Here is a 21,961-nt window from a genome sequence, read left to right as displayed (position 1 = left end):
CTGCAACTATTTTCACAGAACAATTATATTATCCTATTTTATTAAATAGAAAGCAAATTTTTCATTTTCAACAATAAAACCCCAATTTTTCAATCACTATTTTTTTAGCGATTCCATAATCACTCGTATTAAATTCACCAATACGTTTTTTTAGTTGCTGATAAATCGCTTGATGAATATTCCTCGTTAACCAGCCAATATCATCAACCTCATTATCCAACTGGAAATCGTAGCGAACTTGTAATTCTGTACCTTTTTTATCTAATTTACTTTGTACAAAGAAATCTTCAATTTTTATATTTAGCCATGTAATGTACTCTTTTCTTAGACCTTGTGCCTTTAAATAGTCTTCACCTTCTGAATAATTTACTTGAATATTTTCATTAGCTTGTGCTTCTTTCTTTTCAATTAGCATTTGTGCTTCTTCCTCTGAAATTGTTCCTTCTTCTTGTAATCTATGGATTCGTTCTATTTGAGCCTTTAAATTATTTACCACTTCATCATTCGTAGCTTTTTTGGCCGCTAAATATCGATCAAATCCGTCAGTTGAAAATGAATCTTCATTTCCAATTCCTTTAGAAGAGTATTTTGTAACACTTCCTAATTGCTGTGGAACTACTACTAGAATATCTTCATCAATGCCTATTTTAGACTTCCTAGAAGATGACCTTGCCTCTACAAACCCCATCTCTTCTAGCATATTAATTTGGACACTCATACTTTCTCTTTGGGATTTAATCACTTCTGAAAAGGATTTTTGCTGTTTGTAATACTCCCACAACTTTTCAAGCCCCAGTTCCTTGTGATATATGACATTACAAAAGTTATCTAATTCGGAATTGGCATTATGAATTTTTCTTAAGCCCCTACCTATCGCTTGAGCATATGGCGTCAATGATTTAAATGGTCTAAATATAGAAATAATAGAAATATCCGGATTATTATAACCCTCTCCAAGCATTTGAATACTAACCATCACATCATATTTACCTTGTGCAAAATCTGTTAAACGAATATCGTTCTCTCTTTCATTATTAGAGTTAGTACTTACATAGGTTGCAGTTAAACCTGCTTCTTTAAACCATCGGCAAATTGATTGGGCATGTTCGTCATTACAAGTAATTGCTAACACGCGATGGTTAGGATAGCTTTTTCTTTTATCTATTAGTACTTGCTTTGTTTGTTGAATGATTTGTTTGGAACAAACTTCTGACAATGCTACGGATTTGTTTATCCAGTCATTATTTAATTTCTGCTTTGCTTCTTCTAACGTCAATTTTTGACCAGTTTCATTATGAACAAATTCTAATTCTCCCGGGATTTCAACTTCTTTTATTACATCTTTTAATAATCCATCTTTAATAGCTTCACCTAATGTATATTCATAAATTGGATCCAATGGATTGTTTGTAATCTCTTGTTTATCTGCTCTAAACGGCGTAGCAGTTAACTTAATTACTTTTGATGCTTTAAAATATGCCAATGCCTCTTGCCACATGGGTGCTGCAACATGATGAGCTTCATCAATGATAATCATATCGAAAAAATTCTCATCAACTAAATTCATTAAGTTAACTTCATCACTACTGCTGTTTATTCGATGGATATTAGTAATAACTATATCTGCTTCTTTTAGCTTTCGAATAGCAATACTTCTTTCCTGTTCACTACCCTTTTTAAAACCTTGATATAGTAAAGCTTTCGGAAGTCGATCTGACTTTAAAACAACGTTATGTTTATACAAAAATGAATTTTGAGGATTAAACACTGTATCAAATTCATCAAAAACCGTTCTTCTAACAACTTTTCCTGGAGTAATTAATAGTACTTTTCCTTTACAATTAGCAAAAGGTAGAATAGACATTAAACCAGTTTTACCAGATCCAGTAGGCATAACAACTAACACTTCTCTTTTTTCAAATTCCGGAAATTGTTCGTAATAATTTTGAACGGCCTGATATGCATCAATTTGAGCTTGATATAGTTTGCTATTTTCTATAATGTTTGCGTAAGTAGAATTAAAAATTACCATAATATACCTCCTCTTTAATTCTATAATACCATATTTATACCTTTAGATATTATATTGTTTTAAAATTCCCAACTTTCTGCTTTACAATAACGAACAAAGGTTTTATATAATCTTAGATTAATAAAAAGCAAGGGAAAATCCCCAACTCATGAAGTGACTCACACTGTCACTTTATTAGAGTTGGGGGTTTTTTGCCTTGAGTAAATTCATATTAATAAAACGTTAAACAATCAGTAAAATGACTGCTTAACGTCCATGTATTAAAAATAAATTTTAGTAATAGTAGCTTTTCCTCGAATTACGTCTTCCTTCCCTTTCGCTTGACGAACAGTTTTCTCTAACTCTTTAATGTCAGTCGTAGTAGCATCGCCAGCAAGTTGCAAATCAAAGCCAACGAAATTTGAAGAGTAGCCCTTAGCCTTCACTAACTCTTTTAATTCAGTTAAAAAATCGAGATTAATAGCATTGTGAGCAGAGTTGCGTTCTTTTGTGCCATCTTCTTGTGCTTCAACAATTGTACTTAACTGAATTGTAATTTGACCGTTGTACCATTTATGCATTTATAAGACCTCTTTCATTTTAGAATCAAGTTTTAATCCATCCAGAAAGCCAACTAGATAAATTTGCTGCAGAATATTATGCTGATACTCAAACACTAAATCATGAATTTTTTCTGTAAATTCATCCTTTGCCTCTTTATTCAAGGATAAATTAGATTGATTTAGCAATTTATCGATACTCTGCGATAAACCTTCTTTTTTTACGTTTGAACTGATTTCATACAATACTCCATCAACGCGTTGATTCAAAAATTGTTGCATTGCTGCATTAAAATTATCGATAATAGCCATCTCCTTTTATGCAGTTTTTTATAATTCTCAATAATAGTATAAATCAATAAATATTGATTGTAAAACGGAATAATTGTACGCTTAAACTAATTAATTAACTGGAGTTGATAGGACGATGAATGCGGTCTCAATCGGACGTACAATAAGAAGTTTACGAAAACAAAACAATATGAGTATGCAAGAATTAGGCGATAAGGTCGCACTATCTCAGGCCTCAATCTCGAGACTAGAAAGCGGTGTCACTGATATAAACTTTGCACAACTATCAAATGTATGTGAAGTATTTGAACTTACACTAACTGAATTTTTTGCTATGGTCGAGAAGCAAATGGACTTAAAATTAAATGTCTCTCCTGTAGAAGTTAAAACAATCGACGACAAATTAATTGATATCATCCAACAGTTATCAGATGATCAAAAAAAGGGGCTGTATGTTTTATTACAACCATATGTAAAATGAAAAAATCGCTACTTAGAATCTAAGTGGCGATTTTTTAGTTTCAAAACACTAAATTTACTACTAAAAAAAGTAAAAATTGAATACGCAAAATATACTCAAAGCCGAACTATTTAAAAAAATCCTTATTTACTCTAAAGACTGTTTAATATTACAATGACAAAATGGAAGAGCAGCGTTAGAAATTGAGCTTATTCCTTTACATGCTGTATATAGAGTTAAAACTTTATTTACTATAGGTAAAACCAAATGATTGCCTTTAGGAGAGACTCTTAATAGTTACCAATAGTGGTTACCATTACTGGCTCTTTTATAGTAACCAATAGTTTCAATTGATCATATTAAACATATTGCAACTTGACTAAACTGGTCATCCCCCCTTTATAGAAGGGATTCTGAATAGTCACCAGTAATGGTTACTATAGCATTTTTTATAGTAACTATTATTAGTTATCATATTGGCAAATAAGTACTTTCAATAGTATCTATCCGATATTTAGGATTTCAAATGAAGCGGTTTCTCTAATTATTAGGGATCTAGCTATCTGTTATGATGTAAATATAATTACCAATATTTTCCTTACATATTAAATGATAGAAGGCAATAGCGATTTTTAATAGTGGCAAAAATAAATTATCCATTCTCTTCATAAATTGAATAACTCAAATTTATATAATCATCTACCGTTGTTCCTTCTTCTGGATTTTTTAATGCCCATCCAAACTTCTGATACTCTTTGCCTCCATCCACAAAAATCGAGCCACATTTACAGTACCTAAAATCATAATTATTCTTAGATTTAATTATGTCATTACATTTTTTTCAACGTACTTTATTGCGAATGATTATTTTCATTAATTAAGCCTCCATATTATAATTTTTTTTATAAATTTCTAATTTCTTTAATCTATTCAACCATCGTTTCATACACTTAAGGGGGTATAGCTAAGTATACCCCTTTAAGTGTATGAACGACTTCATAACCCCAAACCTATATAAGGCCTTTATACGTCTATGTTTCATACGTGCAATTACATGGCTTCCGAGCAGACAAATATCTCTGGAAAACCCCTATAATGATCAAAAAAATTTATAAGTCACTTCACATTTTGGGGGACTATTTTGTAATATTTATAGCTTTAATCAGAGTCTTTTAGTGACTTCAAATACCTAAGAATTAAAGGTATTCTATTTCTCAAAGGCACTTACAATTTAGGTATTTATTATTTTATTTATTTTCACTCTTCTTTAACTACAATAATATAAACCACCTTTTTAGCAAATGCTATCAACTTTTATTCCAAGTCTCTTATAAAGTGAATGTTCATCCCCTAACACATCCTGCGACATTTCTTGTTGGTGCTGTTTTGATAAAACGAAGTAAGTAAGGATTAATGGCATGTTTGGCTAATAGTGGTTACATAGAATACAATGGTCCTAGCAGCACTGAAAAAAAGAAAAGCAGTTACTAATCTCTACACTCCGGATTACCGAATGACTAAACTACCAAACAACTCCTCCAACTTATCTATAACTCAATGTTTGCAATAGAACGATCTCTTTTTAAATTCAAGAACCAAAAAAAATTCAATTCAAAGTACTTTGTATTACCTAAAAAAGGTATTTATACAGTTATTTAGAACCATTTTACCGTTTCCACCCCGTTTCCTTCTTGAATAAGGACTTAATAACTATTATCATTTCATTATTATTAATTACTTTAGAAAAAGAGGTCTATATAATGAATGATGACATCTTCTTAATATTGTTATCAACAGATTTTAAAGACATAAAGTCCATTACTCATCTAGCTCATAAGTTACCTTTTAAAGGCGAGTATATAAGTATGGAAGATTTTTTTCCTTTGCTTTATAAACTACTTCCTCCAGAAGATCTGAAAAATATCACAGATAAACTTACAGTTGAAAACTTTATTTTTATGTCTTTTAATAACGCAGGATTCCTAAATAGTCTAACTAATGAAATTAAAATGTTATTAGATGACTTAAAAAAGAAAAGTACATCTGGAAATGCTATAAACCGAATATATAGCTTGATTAACTCAGAGATTTCTGTTGTTAATCCTTAACTGCAAATTGTACCAATACTTACAGATGCTTCACCTATACTTACTTTTAAATTTAATACTGTACGAGAATATCTCTTTTTTATTACCGCTAAATACATCCACATGAAAAAAGAATATTACATTTGTAGCTTCTGTAAAGAGCCTATTTTTAATGTTACACCAAAACAAAAAAGTAATTTAAGCAATCATAGAACCATTCTCCATCCTCACTGCCGAGATGAATATAAAAAACAAAAAGATCGTGAAAGAAAAAGAAAAGCTTCAGAAAAACAAAAACTAATTTTGAACAAATAGGAGTCTATAACTATGCTAACTAACAAACTCATTCAGGCTGATATAAATAGAGTCATTCTTAATCCCAAAAATCCTAAAAAGGACCCTAATTTCAAATCAAAAGAAATGAAACAAATTCTTAAGACTAAAGGGTTTGAAGAAGCTATCGTTGCTTATAAATCTGGTCCTTTTTATTGCATACTCAGTGGTCACAGAAGATGGCAAGCGAGTCAGTCTCTTGAGATGAATATTAATAAACAAAAAGATCGTGAAAGAAAAAGAAAAGCATCAAAAAACAAAAACTAATTTTGAACATATAGGAGTCTATAACTATGCTAACTAACAAACTCATTTGGGCTGATATAAATAGAGTCATTCCTAATCCCAAAAACCCTAGAAAGGACCCTAATTTCAAATCAAAAGAAATGAAACATATTCTTAAGACTAAAGGGTTTGAAGAAGCTATCGTTGCTTATAAATCTGGTCCTTTTTACTGCATACTTAGTGGTCACAGAAGATGGCAAGCGAGTCAGTCTCTTGGATTGAAAGAAATCCCTATTTATTTAGTTCCAGAACCTAAAAACACCTTGGAAGAATTAGAAAGATTGGGATCAATTCAAGGTAATCAAACTGATTGGAGTCCATATGAATGGATTACGCACACTATAAATTTATTTGAAAATGATTTAAATTCTAAAATCGAAGATATTGCAATTAAATTAAGTGAGTCTATTCCCACAATAAAAAAACGCATTGCTGTGGGTAAATTTTACGAGAGAAATGAAATTGAAGTTCAGTTAAACAATAATACCTACTCTGTAAATATGTTAGATACCATTCGCCTATGGTGTTTAAGAGTGAAAAAATTCCATCCTAACTTGTACCATGATTTAGGCGAAAAATATATTAAAGAGATAATGCTTAGAAAATTTGAAAACAAGTGTCTACACAGTGAAATTTTAAAGGGCAATTATATAGAAAAGGCTACCCAAAATGAGTTAATGACTTTTCTCTTTGACCCAAACAAGAAAATATCTTCTTTTATACAGGAAGTAAATTTATTAAATAACACAACTAAAAATTATGATGTCAAAACAAATGTATCCATCATAAAAAAGGCGACAAAAAACATTAATGGTATTAAATACAACAGAAAAAATGAAGCATCAAAAATACTAGAAGAAATCAGGAACTTAGAGAATCAAGTTGAAACCTTATTAAAAAAATTAAATTCTAATTAATAACAGATAGGAGTAATCAAATGACACGTTTACATTTAAAATTTATCCCTATAGAACAAATAAAACCCAACCCTTTAAACCCCCGCAAAGACTATAAAATTGACTCTGAAAAATTACAACGTATTCTTGAAAATCGTGGATGGGAAACTGCTATCACTTGCTATCCGAAAGATGGAAAATATATTATTTTATCTGGTCATCGTAGACATTATGCAGCTAACCAAATTGGAATGAAGCAAATACCAGTATATGTTGTTTCTCCTCCTGAGAGTATTGAAGAAGAATTAGATAGACTTTCTTCAGCTCAAAGAGGTAAGGAGGATTGGACTACCTATGAATGGGGGAAATATATTTTTGACCTTTCTAATAATAGTACAGAAAATTGGACTATGAAAGAGCTTGCATATAAAACGGACAAAGGAGTGAAAGTTGTACGAGAAGCTTTAAAAGTTTTTAATTATTATCCTCATATGGATATTGAAGAAAAACTTCAGAAAAAGAATCTTTCCATTACTATATTAGCAAGAATAGTAGATTTTATTGGGCAATTAAAACAACATCACCCTGATATTGTAGAGGAACTTTCTGAACAAATGATTCGTGATAGTTTAGTTAATAAAGCTGAACATAAAAGAATTACTTCTAATCATTTGAGATCAGACAAATTGTTAGAAAATGCTCCTAAATCCGTTCTAAAAACATTTTTTAGAACACCTAAAATGAATTATATGGAAGTATATTCTTTGATTGAAGAAGATGAAATAATCATCGATTCAAAAGTTAAAAGAGAGATTAAAACATTACAAAAAAGAACTACCGAAATTTCTCAAATGGACACTAATAATACTGAAGACTCCATTAAATTGTTTAAAGAGCTAAAATCACTAGACATTTTTATTAAGTTGAAAAAAGAAGAACTTGAAGAATACTTAAATAAATAACTATATTTGTACATGTGCCAAATCTTTAAAGGCATATGTACTTTTAGTCAACCCTTTAATATATCCTTCTTCCTTCGTAACACTTACTGGAGGCCAGAACCGATGAATAGGTAATTAGGTTATCTTCTTACACTTTATTTGCTTGTAGCATATTTTCTTCTTATATATATTTCTTTATACTAGAGTAACACTAATTTAAGCCCTCCCTATCAGCCTTTACTAACCTTAAATCTCAACCTTTGTAAACTCCATTCCCTTCACCTTCAACTGATTAAATAAACTCGCTAATGCCGTCTCGCCGACATTGCGGTACTTGCCTAATAGGACTAGCTCTTTCGGGAGATCTTTAACATGTAAAAAACCTTGTTCTTCTAACGAGTTAAGCAAGCTCGTTTGCCCAGGAAAGTCGTCCTTCGTTAACGCAACATTTCCTAATGCTTCTGTTAAAATAACAAAATCTGATTTGTAAAATAACAAGACTTCTCCACGATATTGCTCCATTAGTATTTTGCGTTTTTGTTCTTCTTCAACGAATAATCGTAATTCTTCAAAGAAACATTCATCATTAACTTCTTTAAATCGCTTTACATGCCGGTGCATACCTTCTAATTGATATGGCAGTTCACTCATAATACGTGCTTGCTGTTCGCCATTCAAACGAATTAAAAACGTTGTGGATTTTGGGAAACGCTGTGGTAATAAAAATGCATCTCGTAAAAAATCAGGTATCTCAACAAATTGATCTTTATAGTAAATTCTGCGACTAACCTTTTGCTCGGTTACAACATTTTCTGACATCTGCTCTTTTTGCACAAACGTCTGCATTAACCCTTCAATATGTTCGATTAAATATTCACTATCAGCCGCGCTTTTCTCAGGAACCGGCTCAATATACTCAGGTACCTCAATATCTGGTGATGCATATGTTTCGATAAACCATGTCAAAATCAAATGTTGATACTCCCAACAAGTTAATGCTTCTCGAATTAACATTTTACGCGTTCCATCATGACTTGCTATGTTTCCTTGGCGGCGAACGAAGTGAATCGCATTATCCGTTGTTGGGGTAACAATTCCTTCATTTTTTAATTTCATTTGTAATTCTCCAAAATTGAACTCGCTATGCTCAAGCCCTTCCAATTGTGCAACTTGACGGACTAATGTTTCCGCCATCGTTCGCGTTGTTTGCATCGCTGCTCTAGGTGAAACAAAAAGGAGCTTTTCGATATCCTGTGTTAGCTCAGCTAAACTTGGATTAATTCCGTATAAAATTTCTTGTAATTTTTGTGACACTATTTCACACCTACCGACTTTAGTTTTTCAATTAAATATGGAATTTTTTCTTTATACTTGTCTTTATTTGCTAAGCGTAAAGAGTACTCTAGCTTTTTCAAATAATACATTGCATCTTTTGGTAATTGTTCGAGTAAGATGTTGTTTTGATGTAATAATAGATTCATTTCCACTTCCGATGAGTATAGCTGTACTTCTTCAAGTGCTTGTTCAGTCCAAAAATACGCTCTTACTTGGAAATCATAATCTTTATAATAACCTGTGATGATTTGTCCATTTTCACTTTTCAGCTCATGCTTAGGAGGAATATCTGTATGTTTTCCTTTTTTATCAAAAAAGCGATATTGTGTATCGGTTGCATATTCAAACTGAAGATTAGCATTCGAATCTTCCGCTTCATTTTTTACGATAGCAAAAATAATTTGTATGTGGTTTTCCCCGATTGATTGTGCAAATCGAACATCACCAACACTTGGATCTGCCCATGAATCGAACACCTCATCATATGGATGACTATGGTAATATGCTACAAAATCACTCGTCATTACTAGCTTTCTCGATTCTCTAAGTATGCTATTTACATATTCATCTGGCATTACACCATCTGCTGTTTTCTCAATGACATTCCCAATCGGAAACGTATATTCACCGATAGACTTTTCATTTTGTTCACCAAATATTAAACCAAAACATTCCTTTTGCTGACCGCGCTTTGGATAATGGCTGATACAGTCAAGAAGCATGGTCGTTAATGTATTATTGATTAGTTCTAAGCGCATATAAATTCCCCCATACATTTATAATGAAAGTATAAAAACACCAGACTCTAAAACTTTGAATTGATTTGTATTTTTACGCCAGAAATTTATTTTCTCTCTATAATTTCCCCCAGCTAAATCTTGAAACCATTCCCTTGATGTAACACCAATATACCCCTTCATTTAAATCAATATATTCATCATTTATTTAAACAATCATAACAAATCAAATAACTGATAAGCTATATTTTGTTAGATTATTCAAATAAAATTAAAAACCGTTCCTTAACTTCATGTTAAGAAAAGATTTTATTCTCCAATTAACCTGCGTACTAAGGAGACCGAATTTAAAATGCATTTGCTTTTATACACATTATATTATCTGCTACAGCAAATACTTCGAAATGAATAATCAACCATAAGATTTCCAATAACAAAATAAAGCATTAAACACTTTTTAAAGAAAATATGACATTTTCAAGTTATATTGAAGCAAAAAAATGCTTGCACTTTATTATTAACTAAGATGGGGATACTGTGAAAAAGTTACTTTAGCTTCCGCTTCCCTACTATAATTTTCTCTTGCTATATCAACATTTATAAGGAATTTATAATGACGTAGATGTTTGGCAGAATTATAAAAACACTTTATAATATGTTTTACAAATAGCTTATTTTACTACCCATAAATCTCTTTCTTTCTTAAATTCAACAAACTATTTAAATTTATCCCACAAAACAGTAAAATTATGCAATAATAATAACGTTGTATAACTTTCTTCTTAAATAAGGGAGGGTCTATTTGCTTAATTTAAAGGAAATATTACACAGAGCAGACGAAATAACAATTCAAGAAATTTTAGGTACTCAAACTTTAAAAATACTTAACCTAATGAGTAATGAAGGTATTTATATTGGAGAGATTAAGAAAATAATTCTAGACCTCCATTCCGAGGAAGAAATGCTCTCAGATAGTAACTTCAGAAATTTAATTTTTGATTTACTTAGACCTGACGAGGCAAAAACATTAGCAAAAATATTAGGAGTGTATGCCCCTCAAGACAGCACCCAAACCATATATAACAAACTACAGAGCTTAAACTTCCGAAAAAACTCTGAAATTTCAAATACACTGTTCTCAATATTTAATGTTAAAAAGAACGTCATTGTTCTTCCTGACCAAGAGCCAATTCAAAAAATAATTAATACACACTATGGCCTTTTCGAACATCAGCGTATTGCAGCAGCTAAGGTTAAAAACATTTTTAGCTCAGGTGGCGATAGAGTTTTATTACATATGCCAACAGGATCGGGCAAAACTAGAACTTCCATGAACATTATTACTGACTACCTAAGGGCAAATGAAAATGCAACAGTTATTTGGCTAGCAAATACAGAGGAGCTTTGTGAGCAAGCTGCACAGGAATTTGAAAAAGCGTGGTCTGCGTTAGGTAATAGAGATATTACTGTCTCTAGGTTTTGGGGAAATTACGAACTCGATATTAATAATTTAGAAGAAGGCTTATTGGTAACAGGTTTACAAAAGCTAATAAATAATTCTAAAGGGATTGTTGGTCGAAAGTTTATGGCTAATTTAGCTAATAAAGTCTCATTTTTAGTATTCGACGAAGCTCATCAATCTGTAGCACCTATTTATAATGATATGGTAAACATATTACTTAATGTTGGTCCTCCAAAGAAACTATTAGGGCTAAGTGCTACCCCTGGACGCAGCTTTGGTAATATTGAAGAAGATATGGTACTAGCCAACTTCTATCATCGTAAAAAAGTGAGATTAGAAGTGAAAGGTTATGATAACCCAATTGATTATTTGACCGACTATGGTTATTTAGCAAAAGTGAATTTTATTTCACTTAGCCATAAAAATAAAAACTTAGTAAATTTACAAACTTCTTCAGACAATCTAAATTATAGAAAAGAATATCCAAAAGAAATCTTAAATAAACTCGCAGAGGATGAGCGACGAAATTTATTGTTAGTCAATGAAGCAATTCGACTAACAAAACATCATAAAAGAATTATATTATTTGCCCCCTCTGTTGAATGTTCCAACGTGATTTCGTTTATTTTACAATCTAAAGGAATCCACTCTCGTTCTTTAACAAGCAATACTGACAACACAACTAGAAAAAACATCATTAGTGATTTTAAGAATGAAGAAGAAATTCCTAAGGTTCTTTGTAACTACGGCGTTCTAACGACTGGATTCGATGCACCTAAAACAAGTGCTGCAATTATTGGGCGACCAACAACATCATTAATCCTTTATAGTCAGATGGTAGGGCGGGCAATTCGTGGTATAAACGCTGGAGGTAACCTAGATGCAGAAATCATCACTGTAATTGATGAAGATTTACCTGGATTTAGATCTATTGCGGAAGCTTTTGTAAATTGGGAGGATGTATGGGAATGACAAATTCAATGACAGATAATCAATCATATGTACCTGCACACTTAGCTATTGAGGCTATGCGTGACAATGGATATAAAAACACAGCATATGCGGTGGCCGAATTAATTGATAACTCTATTCAAGCTAATGCGAATTACGTACAAATCATTTGTAAAGAAAAAGAAGTTGCTGGTACTAATCGTACCTTATTAAAACTTCATCAATTAGCTGTGTTGGATAATGGTGAAGGTATGCCTTCAGATGTATTGCAGCTATGTTTACAATTCGGAAATGGTACCCGTTTAGAGCGTAATAAACGAACTGGTATCGGACGTTTCGGAATGGGCCTACCAGCTTCATCTATTTCGCAATGTAAAAGAGTTGATGTCTGGAGTTGGCAAGATGGTGTTGAAAATGCACTACATACCTATTTGGATATTGAGGAAGTAAAAAATAGACACTTACAAGAAATGCCTGCGCCAACTAAAAAAGAAATTCCGGCAATTTGGTTGGAACAAGGTGCAAATTTTGAAAAGACTGGTACATTAGTAGTTTGGTCTGAACTTGATCGTTTCATGTGGTCAAAAGGGCAAACTTTAATTACACATTCAGAATTAATCATTGGTAGAATGTATCGAAAATTTTTAAATGATAACAGTTTAAAAATTGATTTTACAACGATTAATGAAACTCGTCTATTTGATGGTGCTACTCATCATTTTGCATTACCCAATGATCCACTCTATCTAATGGAAAAAACAAGTTGTCCAGAGCCGTATAACAACAAACCGATGTTTGAGCCTGCCTTTGGAATAGAGAATTATGAAAAAGAATTTAACGTTACATTTAACGGTGAAACTCATCCTATTTACGTAAGATTTTCTCATGCTACTGACGAGGCAAGAGATGGAATCAATACAGGGGCCAAACCACATGGGAAACACGCAAACTCAAATTTAGGTATCTCAATAATTCGAGCTGGCCGCGAACTTGATATGGATACTACATTGGTCAACAGCTATGACCCAGTTGAGCGTTGGTGGGGTATTGAGATAGAATTCCCTCCCGCATTAGATGAACTAATGGGTGTAACTAATAACAAACAATCAGCACGTAACTTTTCTGATGTTTTAGCAATAATGGATAATTTAAAAAAGGAGCAAGAAAAAGGGACAACACTTCTTGATATTATTGAACAATATAAAGAAGAAGGTGACCCCCGTACTCCATTAATAGAGATTTGTGACTTCATTAATCGACAACTAGTTCTTATCCGTAAAATCATTAAAAATCAAAATCAAGGCAGTCGATCAACTGTTACGTCTATAAAAAATGAAAAAGTTGAAAAACAAGCTACCGAAATCACGAACCAACGTAAAGAACTAGGCTTTATAGGCAGTAGTGATGCGGATGAAATAAAACCTGCTGAACAACGTAAAGAAGAAATTACTGAAACACTTATTGCAAGTGGTGTTGATAACGCAAATGCTCAAATTGTCGCTGAGCATTCTGTTACACATAATTCTAAATACAATTTTATCGAAAATGCTTTTGAAGGAAATGCCTTCTTTACAGTTCGAACTAAGGGTGGAGCAATTAATATTATTTTAAATAAAGACCATCCTGCATTCGAAAATTTATTAGAAGTACTAGATGAGGATTGTGCTGATAATAGTACATCAAGACTAAAAGAACGTTTAGAAAAAGCCTCTTCAGGAATCAAGCTGTTATTGGCTGCTTGGGCGAGATATGAAGATGAGACTCCAGATGGTATTCGCCGTGATCAAGTTCAAGCTGTTCGTGAAGATTGGGGTAAATACGCAAAACATTTCTTAAGATTAGAAAAATGACACAGCAAATCTTACATTCAAAAGAAATAATGCCTTTCCTCAGGGGTAAACTTGTAAAAGTTTCAAATCAACTTATTGTTGTTTCAGCATTTGCGAAAATAGAAGCTTTAAAAGAATTAGATGCACATTTAACAAATCGTCTGGAGAAGATTCTACTTGTTCGTTTCAGAAAAGGAGATATTCTCTCTAATAGTACAGATATCGAACTCTATGATTATTGTGTTAGTAATGGATGGAAGATGTACTTCAATTTCGATTTGCATTCAAAAATATATGTATTTGATAAACAAACATATTTTATCGGTAGTGCGAATGCTACATTATCTGGCCTAGGTATAAAGGAACATTCAAATATTGAGAGTGGCGTTACTGGCACCTGTAATCAAACAGATTATACAAAAATACTCGAGGTTTTTGATAATGCGATACTGATGAATGCATCTCTCATGTTAGAATTTAAAAATCAAATTATCGAAAAAAATAGAGATATCATTTTCCAAGAATGGTTCTTACAAGAATTAAATCTTACTAAAACCTATTCTATAAAAAATCTTTGGATATGTGATTTTTTAATTAGTTCCAACACGTTCGATATCAAGAGTAATGATTTAACTTTACTTGGCTTAACGCGTGAAGAATCCTATGATGCTCTGAAGCTTAAAAAAAGCTTCAGAGCATTAAAGTGTTTTAAATGGCTCATTAACGTAATTGATGACGAAATATATTTTGGGGAATTATCAGCAATGTTGCATAATGCATTAATTGACGATCCTACCCCATTCAGAAGAGAAGTTAAGGATATATTAGCTACCTTACTAATTTGGATTCAAGAGCTTGAAATTGATGAAATAATAATTGACCGTCCAAACTATTCACAGCGAATAAGGAAAAATAAGAAAATTTTATAATGATAGTTATTTGGCATTATTTGTTTTTCATTTGAAAGGAGTCGCTTTATTTATGTCTATAGATTCTATTAATAAAGCAAAAACTAAAAAAACCGGAAGTGGCTCTAATGCACTAAGTATTTTAAATGCAGGTACACTTGAGAATAACCATAACCGTAAACATGTACACGTAGCAATGTTTAGCGGAGGAGCTTCCTCTGCATATGTTGCCTATCATATTGTTCAAAAATATGGGAAGGAAAACTGTGTATTATTCTTTACTGATACACTTTGGGAAGATATCGATAATTATCGTTTCATGGAGGAAGTTGCTGAATATATCGGTATGGAAATCACTTATCGAACAGATGGTCGTACACCTGAAGAAGTATTTCATGATGTACGTTTTTTAGGAAATTCACGTATGGCAAAATGTTCTGAGGAATTAAAAGTCCGTCAAACACTGATCTATTTAGAAGAACTGCGTGACGAACATAACTTAGAACCAATTCTTTATTTTGGTATTGGTCCACATGAGTCTCATCGTGCGATTAACCTACAAAATTTCTACGAGCATAATCCAATTGAACCGATTGCAACACGTTTTCCAATGATAGAAACATTTACAGAAGACCTTGATACGAAAAAAATCATTCGAGATGAGTGGAAAATTGCCTTACCACGCATGTATGGCTTGGGCTTCTCGCACGCAAATTGTGCTGGACGTTGCGTACGTGGCGGACTAGGTCACTATGCTCTACTTTATAAAGTTTGGCCAGATCAATATATGGAACAAGAAGCTATGGAAGAACGTTTCCGAAAGAAATTCGATAAAGACGTTTCAATTCTTAAAAGAAACAGTAAAGCTTTTACATTACGTGAGTATCGTGAAATGATGGAACGTGATGGTATTGAGAAGTATTTGAGTGAGAAAGATGATACTATTCCTTGTGTTTGTTCTTACTCTTGAATATATTCCCAAATCAAATTAATGAAAAGATAATTCTAATTAATACTTTCTTTAATAATTGAAGAGGTGGTATGAAAAGTATTTTTTGAGGGTGCTCATTTTGATACGACTTTCTCAACAATACTTTCAGAGATACATTTATTAAATAGTAAGAGGGTGTCCAAGAAATTCCCCAACTTTCGGACACCCTCTTTCCCAATTAAGAAGTAAAGAATTTAATATTTCTTGATGAAAATGAAAAATTTATATTTCTCATATTAAAAGACATATTCAAACTTTTTATAATTACATTTTAAATTAGAAAATATGATAAAAAATATGACCTTCTAAATTACGAGTCATTTTGGAACTTTAAAGTTTTTGAAGTAATTTGAATAAAATATACTTCACTTCTTCTCCATTCATAGTACGTCCACCAGCATTTACAATCCTCTGCAACTGATTGTAAATGGTATTTCCTTTCACTGAAAGCTCCATTTCTTGTATTGTCGTAATAACTTGATTTCCATCTACTAAGCGAATTACTTCAGTATTAGAAACAGTTAAATACTGATTAAGTGTTGTGAAATACGAGTTATAAGTTACATCTGACCAATTCTCTAACCTAATCCCTACTACTTTTAAAATAACTTCATTTATATCTTCTGTTTGTTCGAATAACGTAACAATTTCTTTAAGCTGTGGTGAATTTTGAATTGCATCATTATGACGCTTTCGAATTTGTGCAATTTCATCTACATTGAATAAAGACAGTGTTTCTCTATTAATTTGCTCTTTAAATTGCTCACAGAAATTTTCTAAGTTATTTTTCATTGATTCTAAATTTATTTGTGATAACTGCATCTCAAAAAGCTTCTTACTTGCTGCTAAAGGATCTGTTTCACTTGCACGAATAATTTCCTTAAGTTTGATTATGTCATCACCCTGCTTATTCGAAATTTGCGTAAAACGAGGCAAGCTTAACAACCACTTGTTCAACTTCTTAAATAGTATATTTGGATGAATTATATTTTCATCCTCAAAAAAGATTGTATTCGTCGTTTTTAGCACCTGCTGTTCTTCATAAGCAAGTACATAAATTTCATATTCATAAAATTCCGCTTGCTGTTCTATGATTTCATAAAGCATTTCTGCCGTTATAGATGTAATACTAAAATCCTTTGAATAAAAAGCCATTTGATTCCACTTGTCTTTTAGTAACGACACTACAAGTAATGGAACAAGTGGTTCGCGAATCCCAAATGGTTCATCTAATGCTATAGAGAATAAACGATAAATAGTACTACGACTATTAGTATTTAAAAATTCTATTAATCTACTACGTAATTCTTTTAACTCTATGTTTATTTGTTCATCCAAGTTTTCGAAGTTGAAATTTAAATTTTTAAATGTTGTTGCATATATTAAATAATCAGGGCCATAACCTGAAACTTCAAAATCCCCTACAAATGTTGGGTCCAAAATTTGATTTAACAATTCAATTGAAGATTTACGTTGTATTTTCATTATATTTCGTTTGTTGAAGCTTTCGTTACGTACTTCTGGTGTTAATGGATATCGTTTAAACATCCACCTATCTAGGTACTCATCAAAGTTATTAGTGTTTGAAATTAACACAACTTCATTATTTATATAAAACGTAATATAGTCTTGATTAAATTCCTTTAAAGGTTGCAATTGTTTTTGGATACGGTATGATACTGCATCAAGTCGAATTAATATTTCTTTCTTTAAGTTGGCATCCTCATGTAATATCTCTGGCATGAACAGCATTTTATTCAGCAATACATATTGATTTACATGTTCTAATAACTTGTCCAACTCTAAGTCAACAATTCCAAATAAAACATCCCCTGAATTATAGTGACTAATTAACTGTTTGACTTGTTCCCGCTCCTGCTCATTTTTCGTAAAAATGTACATTAACGTTCCATCTGCTGATGTATTAACCTTAATATCTTGAGTAGCAAAAGCAAATTGTGTTTCAATGTAACGTGTCATACTTTTCGCAGTATTATAACCTATCGGCAAATAATATTTTTCTCCGTATATTTCTTGAATTGCTTCAATACGTAATTCATTGTTAATTATTACTTTACCTTCAACATTTTGATAAAGATCTTCAAATATTACCAAAGAACCTTCGTACAACTCATAAGCATTTACAAACGGATTAAAACGCAATAATTTTACATTTAAAAGTTCTTGCATGATTTTATCTGCTTCGATTTCATCAATGCCTAATGCAAACTGAATAAAGTCTTTTGATAGTGTAAAGCGATTGTTGATAAGGTTTAATAACGTCCCTAACTTAACAAGACGCAGAGCATTTTCTGACAACTTATAATTAATCGCTAAACGATAATATTTCATTGAATCCAGCGTGAAAATTAATGAATCATCTGGATAGAAATAATCAAATAGCTGATCTGCATAATACCAAGAACCTTCGTAATCTTTCTTTTTAAACTGATTTAAAAACAAATATAATGTTCGATCATTTTGTCCAAGTAAATTAGACATACTTGGTAAGATTTGAATCGCTAAAGGATGGATTGGCTGGCATCCTTCTAAAATGAATCCAACTATTTCTTCCGTAGTCATCTCAGGGAACATACTGTACTTTAAAATGTTATACTTCAAATGATCAAAGTCAGTAGCTAAAAACATATCAGATTGTGACACCTTATTTAAAATCTTATGAGCGGAACGATAAAAAATTGCTGAGTCACTTTCTAAACGATGCTCAAAGAATCGCTTTTCAACACGTTCTAGCTCATTTTTCGTTAACATCGTATTTTCGTTTGCATACTGCTGTAATCCAGTATGTGTAATCATCAGTGCAAATGCATTCTTCTGTCTATTTACTAGCTCAGCTAAGTCTTGAATTTGCTGCATTGTTTCATAAATTTTCGCATTTGAAATCGTCTGTAAAAAGCGACCGAATTCATCAAAGACAATGAAAATACCAATTTTCTTTTTTGCTAACTCGTCAAATAAAAATTCAAGTTGCTCAACAAATTCAATTGCATTTGGATTATGATACGGCATTCCAAATGCAACTTCTGTATAGATATTTTTGAACATTAACATGGCTTGTTCATCATTCTCTTTTATTCGTTTAACAAACTCGTCTATTTTAAAATCATGTCTATTTAATATTTGCTCAAAGTTTCGAATCACTTCTGGATGTTTTTTTTCCCAAAGTTCGATTAATTCATTGATGTAAAATGCATCGTTCTTCAATGTAAAAGGGATATCTAATTCCTTTAATTTTTTCTGGATGCTATTTAAAATTACCGTCTCAAAACTACCGCTTTTCCCTGTAATTGTGACTGGTATCCACTTGATTTTATTCTCGACAAGCGCACAACGCATACTTAAATTTAATTCAGGACTAACTTTATACACGCTTTCAAAAAACTGATTGTATTCTTTTTTATTTGTTTTTGATTGAACAACTAAAGTAGTAACCATAGCCCCTACTAAAGACTTACCAGCACCATAAGGGCCGACAATTAAATGTGCATGTTGTTCATTTTTACATACGTTTGTTAAGATTGCATTCATAATATTTAATTGATTGATATTTGGTACGTAATTTTCAAAGAGCTGCATCTTTCCTATGTCATAAGAAATATTAATACTTGGTTGGAAACTCATCATAAAATGACCTCTTTTTCGTATATCGCTTTCAATTCATCAAGCCACTCGAATGTTTTTTCTATTCGAATTACATCTAAATGATTTGTTCGTGTAAACTTTACCGGATACTTCTCTTGAATTACATCTATATAAGTTAAAATTGTATCCCTATCTAAATTAAATACACGCCCCCATAATTCTTCGTTATTTACTAGCTCACTCAAACTAATCTCATTTACTTCATGCTTTTCAAAATATTTGAGTAACGTAATATAAAGAATCGACGTACTTGGCTTATAATTTAGTGGAGATTTCATATAATTTTGTCCAGTTGTCATTTGAATAAGCTCCAATGCCTCAAAAGGACTTTTAATTACGTCTTCTGGCGTTTGATTATTATAATCTTTCACTGTATATAATTGAATTAAGCAATCAATATCCTTTTTTAACGTTGATGTAGAAACTTGCTTTTGAAATGATTCGGCAACCCACTTTGATAATTGCTCAATAAGCATAGCTTTAGTAAATACACGTTCATTAAAAATATTGAAAAACCAATACCACGTAGTCGCCTCATTAATTTCCGTTACCAGTAAATAATGTAATAAACTTAATGAGAATTGATTTTTAATATATGGATCATTCATAGATATAACTTCAGCTAAATCAGTCGGGACTACTTCTATTTGTGTAGTTCGAACTTCTTTTGTTAATTTCGTCGCACTCAACCAATAGCGAATTGATTTCGCCATGTTTTTACCTACGCCGAGAACTTCAAAATGATTATCCTCGTAGAAAAATCTCGGTCTACCTTTAATTTCATTCAACCCTTTATTTAACCATTGTTGACGCAAATAAAAAGTTTGATGTTGCCCAAAAGCCATCTGTGCTTGCCACCTTTATAAAATAGTAAAAATCTACTTGTTAATATTTTACCTCAAAAACTATAGTATTAGGGGATTATTATCTAATGATTATTAGTTGTAATTATTAAAATTCACTTATATTTAATTTTTTCTTAGCAATAAAAAGCCTTTTTCTAAGTATATCTAATCTTTCACTTTAACACCCCACCACATCTAAAAGAACTATTGTAGCAAAGGTATTAAGTTTTGGAGAACATCTCTACTCAAGAACAGCTTATTCAGCTCCTTTCTTGCCTAGAGCCAGATAGGAACTACAAAGCGTATGCTCTATTCACCTTACCAAAATTTAGCATAATACCCAAAGGTGAAGCATTAGCCTTTAAATGAAATGACTTATACTTCACAACAAATGAACTGTGCATTAAAAAGGTCTTTCACGAGGAAAAAGATAATCAGCTAGATGTAAAGTCTACGAAAACAGGTGTTGTACGTACAATCAAAATGGAAGATAAAACAATGGCAAAATAAAAAAACATGGAAGTAAAAGCAAGTTTATTTATTGTTTGTTTTCAATACAATGCAGCCTAAACAGCTAATATTTAGTACTAAAAGGAATGAATATCTACAGCCTACAAAGACACATAAATGGATTATGCATGTGCAGAACAAATTTAAGCTAAGTACAATTACAACACACGGTTTACGATACACATTCTTTATTATACACGTGCATAATAAAGCCAGCTTTCTGAAAAAAACTAAGAAAGCTGGCCATTCTTCGTGCGTGCCGGAAGGTCGCTTTTTTTTTTTGAATTCGGGCTTATCTGTTACGAGCTTCTGTAACGGTGCAGTGGCTTCAAAATCGCGATTTAATAAATTCGCGGCGATCGCGTAAGGTTGTCCTGTTCGTTTCCGTTTTTTGACTTTCACGCAACATTGCCAACCATATTTTTGCATGATATGTTGAACAACTTTATGATTCATACCCATTTCTTGACACAAGAGTGCTGTGATTTTTCTGTAGCCCATAGCGAAATTTATATGCACGACAGAGTTCGCCGATACGTTTCTCTATTGCTTGACGAGACCTTGCATCTGTAGATGCCTGTTTCCAACGATAGTAGGTAAATCGGGCAATCCCAAAGTGTAGACAAATGTCCTTTACAGACATCACGCCTCTTAGTGATGTAACTAACTGTACAGCTACTTCTCCAACAACTTTCTCTCCAACTCTGCGTCCTTTTTTAGCACCTCAATTTGTTGCTTTAAATAACGGTTTTCCAATGCTAATTTCGTTTGTTCGTTGTCCGGTTCAGGACCTTTATTAAAGATATATTGTTTACCTAAAGGTTGTTTTAAACGATTGACTTCGCTATTTCTATACCAACGCATCC

General features: G+C 32.0%; 19 protein-coding genes and 1 pseudogene. 10 read left to right on the top strand and 10 right to left on the bottom strand.

The window, feature by feature from the left end; all coding sequences use genetic code 11:
- Positions 1 to 67 precede the first annotated feature (67 nt).
- The 3 genes from BFM98_RS08690 to BFM98_RS08680 form a co-directional block, all read right to left on the bottom strand.
- Positions 68 to 2,032, bottom strand: a complete 1,965-nt coding sequence (locus BFM98_RS08690) for a DEAD/DEAH box helicase family protein (RefSeq protein ID WP_066037124.1) — start codon at positions 2,030 to 2,032, stop codon at positions 68 to 70.
- A gap of 260 nt (positions 2,033 to 2,292) precedes the next feature.
- A complete protein-coding gene (locus BFM98_RS08685) occupies positions 2,293 to 2,592 on the bottom strand; it encodes a hypothetical protein (RefSeq protein WP_066037123.1) in 300 nt (99 codons plus the stop codon).
- Positions 2,593 to 2,883 (bottom strand): hypothetical protein, encoded by a 291-nt coding sequence (locus tag BFM98_RS08680; RefSeq protein ID WP_066037122.1) that lies wholly within the window; start codon positions 2,881 to 2,883, stop codon positions 2,593 to 2,595.
- A gap of 115 nt (positions 2,884 to 2,998) precedes the next feature.
- Between BFM98_RS08680 and BFM98_RS08675 the strand changes: the two genes are divergently transcribed.
- Complete coding sequence (locus tag BFM98_RS08675; protein WP_066037121.1) at positions 2,999 to 3,343, top strand: helix-turn-helix domain-containing protein; 345 nt, start codon at positions 2,999 to 3,001, stop codon at positions 3,341 to 3,343.
- Positions 3,344 to 3,974: 631 nt separating this feature from the next.
- Here BFM98_RS08675 and BFM98_RS24635 read toward each other — a convergent pair.
- Positions 3,975 to 4,151 (bottom strand): annotated as a pseudogene (locus BFM98_RS24635) (DUF7695 domain-containing protein); the annotation flags it as partial.
- A gap of 931 nt (positions 4,152 to 5,082) precedes the next feature.
- Between BFM98_RS24635 and BFM98_RS08665 the strand changes: the two are divergent.
- The 5 genes from BFM98_RS08665 to BFM98_RS08650 all read left to right on the top strand — a co-directional run bounded on the left by BFM98_RS08665 (position 5,083) and on the right by BFM98_RS08650 (position 7,885).
- Positions 5,083 to 5,430, top strand: a complete 348-nt coding sequence (locus BFM98_RS08665; protein WP_066037120.1) for a hypothetical protein — start codon at positions 5,083 to 5,085, stop codon at positions 5,428 to 5,430.
- A gap of 102 nt (positions 5,431 to 5,532) precedes the next feature.
- Positions 5,533 to 5,724: a hypothetical protein gene (locus BFM98_RS23885; protein WP_175400730.1), complete on the top strand. Its 192-nt coding sequence runs from the start codon at positions 5,533 to 5,535 to the stop codon at positions 5,722 to 5,724.
- A 12-nt stretch (positions 5,725 to 5,736) separates the two neighbouring features.
- Positions 5,737 to 6,009, top strand: a complete 273-nt coding sequence (locus BFM98_RS08660) for a ParB N-terminal domain-containing protein (RefSeq protein ID WP_066037119.1) — start codon at positions 5,737 to 5,739, stop codon at positions 6,007 to 6,009.
- Positions 6,010 to 6,035: 26 nt separating this feature from the next.
- Positions 6,036 to 6,944, top strand: coding sequence for a ParB/RepB/Spo0J family partition protein (locus BFM98_RS08655; RefSeq protein WP_066037118.1), 909 nt, complete (start codon positions 6,036 to 6,038; stop codon positions 6,942 to 6,944).
- A gap of 20 nt (positions 6,945 to 6,964) precedes the next feature.
- Positions 6,965 to 7,885: a ParB/RepB/Spo0J family partition protein gene (locus BFM98_RS08650; protein ID WP_066037117.1), complete on the top strand. Its 921-nt coding sequence runs from the start codon at positions 6,965 to 6,967 to the stop codon at positions 7,883 to 7,885.
- 225 nt (positions 7,886 to 8,110) lie between these two features.
- On the opposite strand, the gene BFM98_RS08645 is transcribed toward BFM98_RS08650, so the two are convergent.
- Together BFM98_RS08645 and BFM98_RS08640 are read right to left on the bottom strand one after the other, a co-directional pair.
- Positions 8,111 to 9,178, bottom strand: coding sequence for a DUF4145 domain-containing protein (locus BFM98_RS08645; RefSeq protein ID WP_083225333.1), 1,068 nt, complete (start codon positions 9,176 to 9,178; stop codon positions 8,111 to 8,113).
- Positions 9,178 to 9,957 carry an MPN domain-containing protein gene (locus BFM98_RS08640; RefSeq protein WP_066037115.1) on the bottom strand — a complete coding sequence of 260 codons (780 nt, stop codon included), beginning with the start codon at positions 9,955 to 9,957 and terminating at the stop codon, positions 9,178 to 9,180. The genes BFM98_RS08645 and BFM98_RS08640 overlap by 1 nt, the downstream gene beginning before the upstream one ends.
- Positions 9,958 to 10,738: 781 nt before the next feature.
- On the opposite strand from BFM98_RS08640, the gene BFM98_RS08635 reads away from it, so the two are divergent.
- The 4 genes from BFM98_RS08635 to BFM98_RS08620 are packed head-to-tail and all read left to right on the top strand — an operon-like array spanning position 10,739 to position 16,056.
- A complete protein-coding gene (locus tag BFM98_RS08635) occupies positions 10,739 to 12,370 on the top strand; it encodes a DEAD/DEAH box helicase (RefSeq protein WP_066037114.1) in 1,632 nt (543 codons plus the stop codon).
- Between the two features lie 8 nt (positions 12,371 to 12,378).
- Positions 12,379 to 14,199: an ATP-binding protein gene (locus BFM98_RS08630; RefSeq protein ID WP_066037178.1), complete on the top strand. Its 1,821-nt coding sequence runs from the start codon at positions 12,379 to 12,381 to the stop codon at positions 14,197 to 14,199.
- Entirely contained in the window at positions 14,196 to 15,107 is a 912-nt protein-coding gene (locus BFM98_RS08625; RefSeq protein WP_066037113.1) for a phospholipase D-like domain-containing protein, read from the top strand. Before BFM98_RS08630 ends, BFM98_RS08625 begins: the two co-directional genes overlap by 4 nt.
- A 52-nt stretch (positions 15,108 to 15,159) precedes the next feature.
- Positions 15,160 to 16,056: a phosphoadenosine phosphosulfate reductase domain-containing protein gene (locus BFM98_RS08620; protein WP_254660012.1), complete on the top strand. Its 897-nt coding sequence runs from the start codon at positions 15,160 to 15,162 to the stop codon at positions 16,054 to 16,056.
- A 351-nt stretch (positions 16,057 to 16,407) separates the two neighbouring features.
- Here BFM98_RS08620 and BFM98_RS08615 read toward each other — a convergent pair whose 3' ends face one another.
- From BFM98_RS08615 to BFM98_RS23360, 4 genes are all read right to left on the bottom strand, one after another.
- Positions 16,408 to 19,722 (bottom strand): hypothetical protein, encoded by a 3,315-nt coding sequence (locus tag BFM98_RS08615; RefSeq protein WP_066037112.1) that lies wholly within the window; start codon positions 19,720 to 19,722, stop codon positions 16,408 to 16,410.
- Positions 19,719 to 20,585, bottom strand: coding sequence for a DUF4007 family protein (locus BFM98_RS08610; protein ID WP_066037111.1), 867 nt, complete (start codon positions 20,583 to 20,585; stop codon positions 19,719 to 19,721). The genes BFM98_RS08615 and BFM98_RS08610 overlap by 4 nt, the downstream gene beginning before the upstream one ends.
- Before the next feature lie 534 nt (positions 20,586 to 21,119).
- Complete coding sequence (locus BFM98_RS24540) at positions 21,120 to 21,596, bottom strand: IS3 family transposase (protein ID WP_175400729.1); 477 nt, start codon at positions 21,594 to 21,596, stop codon at positions 21,120 to 21,122.
- A 174-nt stretch (positions 21,597 to 21,770) separates the two neighbouring features.
- Positions 21,771 to 21,959: a hypothetical protein gene (locus BFM98_RS23360; RefSeq protein ID WP_083225327.1), complete on the bottom strand. Its 189-nt coding sequence runs from the start codon at positions 21,957 to 21,959 to the stop codon at positions 21,771 to 21,773.
- Positions 21,960 to 21,961: the final 2 nt, after the last annotated feature.

The sequence above is a fragment of the Lysinibacillus sp. AR18-8 genome (genome assembly GCF_001705465.1).
GTDB classification, from domain to species: domain Bacteria; phylum Bacillota; class Bacilli; order Bacillales_A; family Planococcaceae; genus Lysinibacillus; species Lysinibacillus capsici.
Note: the sequence above shows the minus strand (reverse complement) of the source record. Positions and strands in the feature narration are given on the sequence as shown.